The organism is Pseudomonas sp. SWI7 (genome assembly GCF_006351945.1).
GTDB classification, from domain to species: domain Bacteria; phylum Pseudomonadota; class Gammaproteobacteria; order Pseudomonadales; family Pseudomonadaceae; genus Aquipseudomonas; species Aquipseudomonas fulva.
Genome location: NZ_CP040930.1, coordinates 3260356 through 3273347 on the forward strand (window position 1 = coordinate 3260356; position 12992 = coordinate 3273347).

The 12992-nt window shown below is 60.7% G+C and carries 13 protein-coding genes; 5 read left to right on the top strand and 8 right to left on the bottom strand.

What is annotated here, in order from left to right; all coding sequences use genetic code 11:
• Positions 1–21: 21 nt before the first annotated feature.
• Entirely contained in the window at positions 22–309 is a 288-nt protein-coding gene (locus tag FH041_RS14990; RefSeq protein ID WP_104925738.1) for a PsiF family protein, read from the bottom strand.
• Between the two features lie 190 nt (positions 310–499).
• Here FH041_RS14990 and osmE point away from each other — a divergent pair, with 190 nt between their 5' ends.
• Both osmE and FH041_RS15000 read left to right on the top strand, forming a co-directional pair.
• Positions 500–841, top strand: a complete 342-nt coding sequence (osmE, locus tag FH041_RS14995; protein ID WP_027915304.1) for an osmotically-inducible lipoprotein OsmE — start codon at positions 500–502, stop codon at positions 839–841.
• A 49-nt stretch (positions 842–890) separates the two neighbouring features.
• Positions 891–1421, top strand: coding sequence for a bacterioferritin (locus FH041_RS15000; RefSeq protein ID WP_104925737.1), 531 nt, complete (start codon positions 891–893; stop codon positions 1419–1421).
• A gap of 339 nt (positions 1422–1760) precedes the next feature.
• Here FH041_RS15000 and FH041_RS15005 read toward each other — a convergent pair whose 3' ends face one another.
• Positions 1761–3827: an AsmA family protein gene (locus FH041_RS15005; protein WP_027915305.1), complete on the bottom strand. Its 2067-nt coding sequence runs from the start codon at positions 3825–3827 to the stop codon at positions 1761–1763.
• A gap of 339 nt (positions 3828–4166) precedes the next feature.
• On the opposite strand from FH041_RS15005, the gene FH041_RS15010 reads away from it, so the two are divergent.
• The 3 genes from FH041_RS15010 (at position 4167) to FH041_RS15020 (ending at position 6399) form a co-directional block, all read left to right on the top strand.
• Positions 4167–4484 (top strand): hypothetical protein, encoded by a 318-nt coding sequence (locus FH041_RS15010; RefSeq protein WP_027915306.1) that lies wholly within the window; start codon positions 4167–4169, stop codon positions 4482–4484.
• 119 nt (positions 4485–4603) lie between these two features.
• A complete protein-coding gene (locus tag FH041_RS15015) occupies positions 4604–5236 on the top strand; it encodes a TetR family transcriptional regulator (protein WP_027915307.1) in 633 nt (210 codons plus the stop codon).
• Positions 5237–5298: 62 nt separating this feature from the next.
• Positions 5299–6399, top strand: coding sequence for an AGE family epimerase/isomerase (locus tag FH041_RS15020; RefSeq protein WP_140174807.1), 1101 nt, complete (start codon positions 5299–5301; stop codon positions 6397–6399).
• Between the two features lie 307 nt (positions 6400–6706).
• Here FH041_RS15020 and FH041_RS22825 read toward each other — a convergent pair whose 3' ends face one another.
• The 6 genes from FH041_RS22825 to FH041_RS15055 all read right to left on the bottom strand — a co-directional run bounded on the left by FH041_RS22825 (position 6707) and on the right by FH041_RS15055 (position 12848).
• Positions 6707–6850, bottom strand: a complete 144-nt coding sequence (locus tag FH041_RS22825; RefSeq protein WP_168199544.1) for a hypothetical protein — start codon at positions 6848–6850, stop codon at positions 6707–6709.
• Positions 6851–7631: 781 nt separating this feature from the next.
• A complete protein-coding gene (locus tag FH041_RS15035) occupies positions 7632–8399 on the bottom strand; it encodes an SDR family oxidoreductase (protein ID WP_140174809.1) in 768 nt (255 codons plus the stop codon).
• A gap of 645 nt (positions 8400–9044) precedes the next feature.
• Positions 9045–9761: an ABC transporter ATP-binding protein gene (locus FH041_RS15040; RefSeq protein WP_023532899.1), complete on the bottom strand. Its 717-nt coding sequence runs from the start codon at positions 9759–9761 to the stop codon at positions 9045–9047.
• Positions 9758–10633, bottom strand: a complete 876-nt coding sequence (locus FH041_RS15045) for an ABC transporter ATP-binding protein (protein WP_023532980.1) — start codon at positions 10631–10633, stop codon at positions 9758–9760. Before FH041_RS15045 ends, FH041_RS15040 begins: the two co-directional genes overlap by 4 nt.
• A complete protein-coding gene (livM, locus tag FH041_RS15050) occupies positions 10630–11931 on the bottom strand; it encodes a high-affinity branched-chain amino acid ABC transporter permease LivM (protein WP_111475910.1) in 1302 nt (433 codons plus the stop codon). The genes FH041_RS15045 and livM overlap by 4 nt, the downstream gene beginning before the upstream one ends.
• Before the next feature lie 2 nt (positions 11932–11933).
• Complete coding sequence (locus tag FH041_RS15055) at positions 11934–12848, bottom strand: branched-chain amino acid ABC transporter permease (protein ID WP_023533025.1); 915 nt, start codon at positions 12846–12848, stop codon at positions 11934–11936.
• Between the last annotated feature and the right edge of the window lie 144 nt (positions 12849–12992).

The window sequence follows — 12992 nt, forward strand, 5'->3', positions numbered from 1 at the left end:
GCCTGCAGGCATAGGCACCGATCATTTCTTCTTCAGGCAGTCACTCATGAACGCCTTGCGCTCATCACCCTTGAGCACCTTGGCAGTGGCGTCGGCATTGCACGTCTTCATTTTTTCCTGCTGGGTGGGCGGCACCTGTTTCTTCAGGCACGCACTCATGAAGGCCTTGCGGGCGTCGCCCTTGAGCGATTGCGCCGTGGCATCTGCATTGCACGTTTTCATCTTTTCCTGCTGGGTGGTAGTTGCCGCAAAGCCCTGGGCGCTGAACACCAGCGCAACCATCAGCAACGGAATGTGCAGCCGTTTCATGTCGTGTTCTCCTGAGCCCGCGCCCAACGCACGGTGACACCAGCAGTGTAGACAAGCCTGGCGCGAGGCCCGGTTTGCCATCAAGGCACGACAACCATTTGCACGCAGGCAATTGGCTAGCTCGATCGAACTCCTGGCGCTGCGTGAGGTTCAAAACCTGCACATACCCTTTTGTGCAAGGAGCGGGACGATGTTCAAGCAGACTCTGGCAATCCTTCTGGCCAGCGCCACCCTGGCGGCATGCGGCAGCCGCCCGGAAAACCCGGTGGACTATGTGACCTACCGCAACGAGCCCCTGGTCAAGCAGGTCGAAAATGGCATGACCATGCAGCGCGTGATCGCCATCGGCGGCAGCCCGTCCAATGTCATCGACCTGCCCAATGGCGGTACCTGCAACGATTACATCCTCAACCGCGACGGCAAGCAGCAGCCGTACTACGTGCGCTTCGATGCCACCGGCCATGTGGATGCCAAGGGTTTCAAGACCTGCAAACAACGTGAAGAAGACCGCGAGGCCGTCAAAGGCGCGTAAGGCTTCCGCTACCTGACTACGACTACCTGATGCTTTTCGGAGATGAAACATGAACACGACTGAAATGACCGATATCCAGACCCTGCGCCAGCGTGCACGCGAGCATGTGGAAAATGGTGCAGTGACCGAAGGCTACAATGCTGATCGCGAGCGCATCATCAAGCTGCTCAACGATTCGCTGGCCACCGAGCTGGTCTGCACCCTGCGCTACAAGCGTCACTACTTCATGGCTTCTGGCGTCAAGGCCAGTGTGGCTGCCGAAGAATTCCTGGAGCATGCCAACCAGGAAGCCGAACACGCCGACAAGCTGGCCGAGCGTATCGTGCAACTGGGCGGTGAGCCTGACTTCAACCCGGACAACCTGAGCAAGAACTCTCACGCCCAGTACGTGGCAGGTGCGACCCTCAAGGAAATGGTCCTGGAAGACTTGGTGGCCGAGCGTATCGCCATCGACAGCTACCGCGAGATCATCCAGTACATCGGCGACAAGGACCCGACCACTCGCCGTATCTTCGAAGACATTCTGGCGCAAGAAGAAGAGCACGCCGATGACATGTCCGACCTGCTCGACGGTCTGTAAGGCCAATCGCAACACGCAAGGCCGCTGATGCGGTAATGCTCGTCACGCAGGGCTGCTTCGCAGCCCATTGCGGTCGGTCCGGCGCCCTGATCGGACCGTTCCCAGCCTCGGTGATTGTGAAGCGCCGACTGTCTTGTCCCAGACCTTTGAGTTACTGAACCCTGTGATCGGTCCCGCCGAGGTGCTGGGCTGGCTGCCAGGCCACGCAGCGCCAAGGGATTCCAGCTCGGCAGCTCAGAGGGTCGGGGCTGCTGCGCAGCCCCCAGCATTCCAGCTCGGCAGCTAACAGGGCCGCAGGGCGCGGCAGGACCTCTGAACCGCCGCGCCCATCGTCTTCCATCACTTGCGGCCTTTGACGGCCGCCGGCGCCTTGCCTTCCTTCATCTGCTGCAACAACGGTGTGCACTGGTTGGGATCATCACCACTGCTGGGCGCGACCAGCGCCAGGAGACCGGCCGCAGGCCCCGCGACCACCCCAAGGGCAACCATGCCGGCACCGCGCAGCGCCAGCGGTACGGCCTGCACCCCGGCGCTCGGTTTGGCGAAAGCCCCCCGCACATACAGCGGCGAGCGCAGGGAGAACAGCCTCAGCCCCTTGGATTCCGGTGTGATCTTCAGGTCCAGCCGCTCATTGGCGAAGTTGGCGGTGCCGTTGATGTAGATGATCGCGTTCTCGGTATCGAAAATGAACAGACGCGTGCTGGCAAGGCCATCCTTGATACCGACATCGGCAGCGGCGCAGTTGATCTTCACGTCTTCATCACCGAACAGTTTGTCGACGATGTAGTTGCCCACGTTCAAACCTGCGATTTCCATGAGGCTGCGGCTGATGGCGCCATCGTTGACCAGCATGCGCAGGTCGCCATTGGCGCTACCGAGCAGTGCTGCCACGGAGTTGCCGCTACCGGTAATGTCGGCATCCCCATTGAGCTCGCCAAAGCTGCTTTGCATCGGCGCGAAAGAAGGGAACAGCTGCTTGAGCTTGAATCCCCTGGCGGTCAGCCGTGCACGCCCCTGCAACGGAACGTTGCGGCCGTCCAGGCGGATGCGCGATGCCAGGTTGCCGCCCGCTACGCCAAACCTCAAAGGCTCCAGGCGCAGCAGGCCGTCTTCCAGGATCACGTGGGCCGACAGGTCGTTGAAGGGAAGCTGCTCGCTGTGCACGATGCGCTTGCCGGTGAAGGTGACATCGGCATCCATGGCGCGCCAGCGGTCGGTACGAAATTCCTCGACCGGCAGGACCTTGTCGGACGGCTGCTTGCTGGCACCGCCACGGGCTTTCTGCTCGGCATTGGAGTCAGCGCCGATCAGTGGCGCCAGGTCCTTGAACAGGAGCTGGTTGGAAACGAGCTTGCCCGTGAGCTTGGGCCGAGGCTTGCTGGCGACGTACGCCAGGTCACCATGAATGTCGCTGTCACCGATCTTGCCATTGAACCCTTGGTACTTGAAGGTGGCGCCCTGCTCAGCGTGCAGGTTGGCGCTAAGGTGGCCATCGGTGGAATATGCCGGGGTGTCAGGCAATGTCACGCCGGTCAACGGGAACAGATTGCCAAGGCTCGCGCCCGACAGGCGCAGTCGCAGGTCGAGTGCACCCAGGTTGAGCGGATCGGTCAGGGTACCGGCCAGTACCACATGGGTGTCGGCGATGCGCACATCCGCTTGCAGTGGGAAGGGTTGATCGGATGCTTTGAGTGCCAGCAGGCCACCGATCTTGCCAGTGCCGGACACGGGCTGATCCTTGTAGCGCCCCTGCGCCTTGAGGCCGAATGCATAGTCCTGTGCAGGCGCCGACTTCTCGGCCGTGGCCTTGCCCACGATGTCGCTGAACGGAATGGGCTTACCCAGCGGATCGATCTGGACCTTCATGCGAGCCTTGAGCGTCTGGTCGTCGAAGCTGACGTTACCTTGGTCGAAACCAATCGCGCCGATGTCCATTTCCCATTTGGACGGTGCTTCGTTTTCGTCTTTCGGGCCGAAGTCGAAGTTCCAGTTGGCCCTGCCGTCCGCCAGGCGTGTCAGGCTGGCAGTCGGCTTGGTCAAGTTGATGCGCGGGATGCTGACTTGGTGAAACAACAGGGGCAGCGGCGACAGGCGAAACTCCACGCGCTCCAGTGCTACCATCTGCGGCTCTTTGAGCCAGTCCGGGTTGCCCAGGGTGAGGTCTTCAGCCGTGAAATGCGGCCAAGGTATCCATGCCCGCCAGCCCCCTTCTTCAGGCTCGGTGCGCCAGTGCACTGCAAGGTTGCCGTTGATGGCGAAGGGCCGATGCAAGGCCTCGGACACCTTCTCGTTGAGCAGCGGCTTGACGCGGTTCCAGTCGAAGGTGGCAATCACCACGACCAGGATTGCCAGCACGGTCAGCAGTGTGGTCAGGGTCCAGAGGATGATTCTGGCGGGGCGCGTCATTGCGTGAGTCTCCATGCGGCAAGGCGAAAACAAGCGTAGCGGTGAGGGGTCATGTATCTGGGACTGATGAAAGGCGTGAGGGTTTTATCTCAGGGGGAGGATAGCCAAGAATTTCCCGCGTCTGGGTGCGTTTGGCTCGTCATGCTCACTCGGTGCATCCCTTACGCACCCCTACCATCAAGCCCCCCGGCGGCCCTGCAAGGCTCTGAATAGAGCCTTTGACGCCTGATATCAATGGGGTCGATTTTTACCATTACCCGGATGAACTTCTCTGTGCAGGTGCGAGGCGTAGCATTGGCTACACACCCACTTTCCAGCCCCGCAGAGGAGCACCGAATCATGAAACGCCACCTGTTGACCCTCACCTTTTCCCTGCTTGCAGCCAATGCGTTCGCCCTGCCAGGTGCCGAGCAGCACCTGACGGCCGAATCGCGTTCGAGCGCTGTTCAAACCATCCAACCACTTGAAACACTCGCCGAAGGCGGCTCCGACCGGTTGATCGAGCGCAGCGCCCGTGTTGCCGAAGGGGGTTCCGACCGCCTGATCGAGCGCAGCGCCCGTGTTGCCGAAGGGGGTTCCGATCGCCTGATCGAGCGCAGCGCCCGTGTCGCCGAGGGCGGTGCAGATCGCTTGTCGCAAACGGCACGGGTGAGCTGACCTTATGGAAGACGCACCGCGCTGTCGTCTACCTGACCTCCCCCTTCGAGCCCGGTCCATTGACCGGGCTTCGTTTTTTTAACTAGAGTGCCCAGCCACCCTTTATAGAAACCTGCATCATGTTGCCGCGTGCCGAACAGAAGCTACAGACCCGCCAGGCCCTGCTCGATGCCGCCTGCCTGCTCATGGAGAGTGGTCGTGGCTTTGGCAGCATCAGCTTGCGCGAAGTGGCCAAGGCGGCCGGCATCGTGCCCACCGGTTTCTACCGGCATTTCCCGGACATGGATGCACTGGGCCTGGCACTGGTCAATGAGGTGGACGATACCTTCCGCCAGACCATCCGGCTGGTGCGGCACAACGAGTTCGAGCTGGGCGGTATCACGGATGCGTCAGTTCGTATATTTCTCGATGTAGTCGCTGCCCACCGCGCCCAGTTTCTATTCCTGGCACGGGAGCAGTACGGAGGGTCGCAGCCCGTGCGCCAGGCCATCGCCCAGTTGCGGGAAAACATTACCGCTGACCTGGCCACCGACCTGGCCCGGATGCAGCGTTGGCAGCACCTGGACAATGCGGCGCTTACCGTCATGGCGGACCTGGTGGTCAAGACCGTGTTCGCCACCTTGCCCGAATTGATCGACAGGCCGGAAAGGGGTGAGCCGCAGGCGTTGACCCCTCAGGAGAAGATCACCCAGCAACTGCGCTTCATTTTCGTCGGTGCGCGGCACTGGCAAGGGCTCGGCAACCCCGGCTGACGGGCTCGGCAGACCCGACTTCTGCTACCATGGCGCCCTGCCCGACAGCGACGAGCGCCAAGATGTGCAACCCCCGCCCTACCCTGCCCGAACTGACCCGCTTCAATCAGCACTTTGCCGCGTGCATCGTGCCCCTATGGCAGGGGCCAGGTTGGAACACCGAGATGGCGTTGCCTTACGAGGCCCTGGACGCCGAGCATCAGCCGCTGCCGGTGCAGCGCTATCGGGCCATGGCTTGCGCACGCCAGTTGTACCTGTTCAGCAGCCGCATCGGTCAACCGGGCGCGGCCGAACGCGCCGCGGCATTGTTCCGCTCCTTGCAAAAGCACTTTCATGACCCCGAGCACGGTGGCTGGTTCTACAGCATCGACGCCCAGGGCAAACCGCTGGACCGACGCAAGGACCTCTATACCCACGCGTTCATCGTCTTCGCCTGCGCGCACTATTGGGGCCAGGTCCGCGACAGCCTGGTGGCCTCCACCCTGGCTGGTGCGCTAGACGTCATCGAGCATCGCTTTGCCCGGGATGATGGCTTGTACGAGGCCAGTCTGGGTGAAGACTGGGGCAACCTGGGCAGTGGCGCGCTGCAAAACCCGCAGATGCACCTGGCAGAGGCCTTCTTGCAGGTGTTGGCCGTGCGTGATGATCAGGCTGTGCAGCAATTGCTTCTACAGTTATGCACAGCGATGCAGGCCCACTTCATCGACCCTGCCCACGGGGTGATGCTGGAAAAGCCCCGGGGCACTGTGGATAACTGGTTCGAGCCGGGTCATCAGTTCGAGTGGTTCTATTTGCTGCACACTTCGCCGCTGCTGCGTGGGACGGCGTTGCATGCGTCCATTGAGCGGGGCTTTGTTTTTGCCGAGCACCATGGCGTGAAGGACGAGGCGGTGCTGGCGATGCTGGATGTGCAAGGGCATGTGCTGGATGCGACTCAGCGGATCTGGGCACAGGCCGAATACGCCAGGGCCCTGGCCTTGCGCCCTGATGCAGATGTAAAGCTGCCCAAGCTGTTGCAGGCCCTGCAGGGGCGGTTCTTGCGGCAAGCGGGATGGTATGAATGCCGGGACGGGCAAGGCGATGTCAGCCGGCATGATATGCCGTCGACTACGCCTTATCATCTGGCCACCTGCCTGGAAGGGTTGAAGCGATTGGAGGGGTGAGGTCGGGGCCTGCAATGTTGTTACCGTAATGGGCAGTGAGGCTCAGATCCTGGAGACGTCCAGTGCGCTGGCACGTTTTCGTCACTGGAATACGTACAATGGCGAGTGTTGTAGGAACTGCCACAGTATCAAGCGCTTGACTTGATGGCGCCGCATGTTCGTACTGCTAATAGCGCTGCCTAATACTTGGAATATGACATAACCGAAAATCAAAGCTCTCTGCTCTTGCACTAGCAAATATAACTTCAAAATTAGTTAACGCTAGCACACTCCTTGAACACTACACAGGCTATGTATAGCGGCAAGTTTAGACGTTATCATCCCCACTATAGACACTCTTGCTCTTGCTCTTGCTCTTGATCTTGATCTTGATCTTGATCTTGATCTTGCTTTTGATCTTCGCGACTTCAGAAGGCCGAACGCAGGTCTTGCGGAGGGAGGTGACAGGCATGGATGCCTGTCAAGCGCTGGGCCCCAGGATGGGGCCTACAGCGCGGTCCTCCCGGGAGCAAGACCGGAGTGAGGGAACCCCGAAGCGCAGCGTAGGGGCCGTATGAACGGAGCGCAGCCTTTTTTGGTTACTTTTTGTGGCGTTTGACAAAAAGTAACTCGCCGTAAGGGCGAAAAGGTGATTAAGCGTCGCCATCGCAAATGGACTATGCTCTCTATCAATACCCACACCAACCCAATCGAACTACAAACTTCAAACTTCAAACTTCAAACTTCAAACTTTAAAGCATGGGCACATACAGCAAGTTGGTATTCATTGGCGCGGGTGGCGCACAGTCACCCTTCCGCCCTTACGGCGGCTCACTTTTTGTCTTGTCAAAAAGTAAGCAAAAACCGCCTGCTCCTATCATCCGGCCCCTACGCTGCGCTCCGGGGTCCCCTCGCTCCGGGCTTGCTCCCGGGAGGACCGCGCTGCAGGCCCCATCCTGGGGCCCAGCGCTTGACAGGCATCCATGCCTGTCACCTCCCTCCGCAAGCCCGGCGCTCGGCCTCCTGAAGTCGCGATCTGCGCCGCCTGGACTACCGCGCGCTTAGAAGCAAAAGCCAAAGCAACAGCAACGGCAACGGCAACGGCAACGGCAACGGCAACGGCAACGGCAACGGCAACGGCAACGGCAACGGTCATTCAGGTTCGCGAATAGCCCTTCCGAATGCGGCAGGATTTCGCCGGGGGTTCGCCCGTGGAGAAGAACTCAGTCATACACCCCGGTCAAAACCCCAAATTACCCCTTCGCCGAGCGATCAATAGAGAACCCAGCCCAGTCCTGGCTAACCGGCATCAACTCCAGGCTATTGATGTTGATATGCGCCGGCTGGTTGAGTATCCAGAAAATGGTCTCGGCAATGTCCTGCGGCTGGATCGGCTCGGCCCCCGCGTAGGTAGCATCGTACTTGGCCTGATCACCGCCAAACCGAACCAGCGAGAACTCGCTCTCGCACAAGCCAGGCTCGATGTTGCTCACCCGCACGCCAGTACCGCGCAAATCGCAGCGCAGGTTCAACGAGAACTGACCCACGAACGCCTTGGTGCCGCCATAAACGTTACTGCCCGGATAGGGGTAATTACCCGCCACCGACCCCACGTTCAGAATGGATGCCCCCCGCCCGTGGGCGATCAAGCGGGGCAGCAGCAAGCGCGTGGTGTAGATCAGCCCCTTGATGTTGGTGTCGACCATGGTTTCCCAGTCGTCGAGGCTGCAATGCTGTGCAGCGTCCACCCCCAGCGCCAACCCGGCGTTGTTGACCAGTGCGCGGAGCGTGTCGAAGCCCGCTGGCAAGGTGGCGATGGCCTGTTCCATCGCCTGGCGATCACGCACATCCAGCACCAGGCCATGGACTTCGGTTTGCGCAGACAATTCGGCACACAAGGCATCCAGGCGGTCCTTGCGGCGCCCCGTGAGCACCAGCTTCCAGCCCGCCTCGGCAAACCGGCGGGCAGTGGCCTCGCCAAAGCCGGACGTGGCGCCTGTGATGAAGACGGTCGAAGTCATGCAGTGTTCCTCACGTAAGAGATCCTGGGTGAAACCGCAGCATGCCCGTGCCCGATGCGCCGGGCAAGTCGTCACGCGCACTGATCATTTTTTGATCAACACACTGAAGGCCGCATATACACTGGGCTACAGCCACCTATGAGCACCTTATCCACAAGCCTTTCCCCGCCAATTGGGGGCAACTGCGGCACCAGGCGGAACCCTTTCAGCATTACACGGTCGCGCCTGCCTTTTTCAACCGCGCCAATTCCTTTATCCCATGCCGCATCCAGACGTCTGTCCAACGCTTTTCCACAACCTTATCCACAGGCGTACGGGTTTATGACATCACTCTCGAAAAGTACTAGTCAGGTAGAGATATCGTCATGCAGCTAGATCCTGATCAAAAAACGATCAAGTCTATGGAGCCCCTGAATTCCTTGGCTTGGAGAAAGATGCCACCATGTTTTCCACAGGCACCTCCACACGAACGGTGGACTAAATCAGGCTGTGGGTAACAAAGGTTGGCCAGTCGCTTCGAGCCTGTGCATAAGCCCGAGGCCATTGCAGTTGTCCACATCAGGCACCGCCTGGTGAAACGTGCAGGCCACTTTCTTGAAGCGTTGACCAGCCCCGATTGACTCAGGGCTGGAACACCATCAGGGCTCAGTGCCCTCCCAAGTAAGCGCTGCGCACCTCTTCATTGACCAGCAACTCCTGGCCCGTACCCGTCATGCGTATCTGCCCGTTGACCATCACGTAAGCCCGGTCCGACAGCTTCAACGCGTGGTTGGCGTTCTGCTCGACCAGAAAGATGGTCATGCCCGTCTTGGCCAGCTCGCGCAGGGTGGCGAAGATTTGTTTGACGACGATGGGCGCCAGCCCGAGCGAAGGCTCATCCAGAAGCAGCAGCCGAGGCCGGCTCATCAAGGCGCGGGCGATGGCCAGCATCTGCTGCTCGCCCCCCGACATGGTCATGGCGCGCTGATTGCGTCGCTCCTTCAAACGTGGAAACAACGTATACATCCGCTGCATGTCCTCGTCGGCATGCTTGTCGCCGATGGGGATGGTGCCCATCATCAGGTTTTCTTCGACACTCATGTCCGGGAACACCCGCCGCCCTTCCGGCGACTGGGCGATGCCGTTGGCGGCAATGTAGTGCGAGGACTTGCGGGTGATGTCGGTGCCCCGGTAGATGATCTGGCCGGAAGCGGCGCGGGGCTGCCCGAAAATGGACATCAACAAGGTGGACTTGCCCGCCCCGTTGGCACCGATCAGGCTCACCGTCTCACCTTCGTCGATGTGCATGGACACCTGCTTCAGGGCCTGGATGGGGCCGTAGAACACATCCAGGTCCTTCAATTCCAGAATGGGTGCAGTCATATCAGCTCCTCTTCGTCGGCACCCAGATAGGCAGCGATCACTGTCGGGTTGTTGCGGATATCCTGAGGCGCGCCCTCGGCGATCACGTTGCCGTGGTCCAGCACGACGATGTGGTCGGAAATGCTCATGACCATGCCCATGTCATGCTCGATCAGCACCACGGTGATGTCATGCTCGTCGCGCAGGACCCGCACCATGCGGCTCAACGCTTCGGTCTCCTGAGGGTTCAAGCCCGCGGCAGGTTCGTCCAGGCAGATCACCTTGGGGCGGGTGCACATGGCACGGGCGATTTCCAGGCGTCGCTGCTGGCCGTAGGACAGTTCGCCGGCCAGGCGATTGGCGCAGTCGACCAGGTCCACCACCTCCAGCCAGTAGAAGGCATGGTCCAGCGCGTCGCTCTCGGCCTTGCGATACCCCTTGGTGTTGAGCACGCCAGCCAACAGGTTGCGGTTGACCCACATGTGTTGGGCCACCAGCAGGTTCTCGACGACAGACATCTCCTTGAATAGCCGGATGTTCTGGAACGTCCGGGCCAGACCGGCCCGGTTGACCAGGTGGGTGCCGCCGAACATCTTGTAGTACAGCCGGCTGGCGAACCGTGATGGCGAGACGAAGTCCGCCGCCTGGAAGCGCTCGCCCAGCAACTGAATGACGTTGGTATGGCTCCCCCGTGCATTGAGCTCGATTCGTCCGCCGCTGGGCTTGTAGAAGCCGGTCAGGCAGTTGAACACCGTGGTCTTGCCTGCGCCATTGGGGCCGATCAGGGCGAAGATCTGATTGCGCCTGACTTTCAGGCTCACATCGCTGAGCGCCTTGATGCCACCGAACTGCATCATCAGGTGGTCTACCGAAAGAATGATGTCGTCGCTCATGGCGCCACTCCTTTACGCGGGGTCACACCGGACCGGCTGATGCGGATCAGCCCGCGCGGTCGCCAGATCATCATCAGCACCATCAGCACCCCAAACAGCAGTACCCGATACTCGGAGAAGCTGCGCAGCAGTTCTGGCGCAACGGTGAGCACGAACGCGGCAATCACCACGCCGACCGTCGAGCCCATGCCGCCCAGTACGACGATGGCCAGGATCAGCGCTGACTCGAAGAAGGTGAACGAGGACGGGTTGACGAAACCTTGGTAGGTGGCGAAGAACACCCCCGCCAGCCCCGCAGTCGAGGCGCCCAGGGTAAACGCCGAGAGCTTGACCAGCACATGATTGAGCCCCATGGAGCGGCAGGCGATCTCGTCTTCGCGCAGGGCCTCCCATGCTCGACCTACCGGCATGCGTGTCAGCCTGTGCTTGATGTACAGCACGGCCAGCACTACCAAAAACAGCACCGCGTAGATGAACACGAACTTGAGATTGGGGTTGTAATCGATACCCATGAACTCGTGGATGGGCACGCCCCCGTCCTTGGCCCGCCGACCGAACTCCAGGCCGAGGAACGTCGGCGCCGGGGCCGGCATGCCATTGGGCCCACCGGTGAACGACAGCCAGTTGTTGAGCACCAGGCGAATGATTTCGCCAAAACCCAGGGTGACGATGGCCAGGTAATCACCGTGCATGCGCAACACTGGAAAGCCCAGGATGCACCCGGCCAGCGCTGCGGCAATGGCCGCCAGGGGCAGCACGCTCCAGAAGCCAAGCCCCAGGTACTGGTAGCCCAGCGCCAGGCCATAGGCACCGATGGCATAGAACGCGACATAACCCAGGTCCAGCAGCCCGGCCAGGCCAACCACGATATTCAGGCCAAGACCAAGCAGCACATAGATCAGCCCGAGGATCACCACCGTCAGCAGGTACTTGTTGGCAAAGATCGGGAAGACGATGGCGATCACGATGAGCGCAGGAATGATGTAGCGCAGCCGCGACTTGTAGTCCGGCGGGTTCACATGCACGCCTGAACCGCCATTGTCGAAGCCTTGCAGCATGCGCCGACCGGCAGCGGTTTGCAGGTAAAGGCTGAGCAGGAAGCGCCCGAGCATCACGCCGCCGACCAGCCACGCCACACGCCGCGGTTCGGCGTTGAAGCTGTAGCCGTCGAGCACCACACCGACGACCGGGCCGAACACGATGAGCGCCAGCAGCCCTGCAATCAGGGTTTCCACTACGCTGCGCTTGAGATCGAAACCTGTCTTTTGGGGAACGGATACGGATTTGGCAACGGACATGGTCACACCTTAGCCACGAGTGGGCGACCCAGCAGGCCTTGGGGGCGGAAGATAAGGATCAGCACCAGCAGCGAGAAGCTGAATACGTCCTTGTAGTCCGAGTTGATCAGCCCGGAGAACAGCGATTCGGAGATGCCGAGGATGATGCCGCCGAGCATGGCGCCAGGCAGTGAGCCGATGCCACCGAGCACTGCAGCGGTGAAGGCCTTGATGCCGATGATGAAGCCGGCATAGAAGTCGAAGGTGCCGTAGTTCATGGTGATCAGTACGCCGGCCAGCGCCGCCATCACGGCACCGATGACGAACACGTAGGAAATTACCCGGTCGGTGTTGATGCCCAGGATCGACGCCATCTTGCGGTCCTGCTGGGTCGCGCGGCACATGCGCCCGAGCTTGGTGTACTTGATCACGTAGGTCAGCAGGCCCATGCCAACGAAGGCCGCCACCAGGATAAAGATCTTGGTGTAGGTCAGTTGCACGAAACCGCTGCCCACCTCGACGCGCCAGGCGCCTTCAAGCAGGGTAGGTACCCCCTGTTGCCGCGCACCTTGGCTGATCTGCGCGTAGTTCTGCAGGATCAGGGAAATGCCGATGGCGCTGATGAGCGGCGCCAGGCGGGTGGAGTTGCGCAAGGGTTTGTAAGCGATGCGCTCGATGGTGAAGCCGTATACCCCGGTCACCACAATGGTGAACAACAAGGTGCCCAACATCAGCAGGGGGAAGGATTCGACGCCGAAATAGGCCAGCAATGCCAGGCTGATCGCCGCCAGGTAGGCGGAAATCATATACACCTCGCCGTGCGCGAAGTTGATCATGCCGATGATGCCATAGACCATTGTGTAGCCGATGGCGATCAGGCCGTAGACCGACCCGAGGGTCAGGCCGTTGACCAGTTGCTGCAGGAAAATACCATCCATAACGCAATCTCACCTGATCGAGATCGCACCGGTGCTGCCCACGCAGGGCCCGGTACCAGGCAGCCATGGCGCTGCAGCACTGTGCTGATCTTCGGATAAAGACGGGTACCGCGGGGCCCGGCCCCGGAGCTTGCGCCCGGGGCC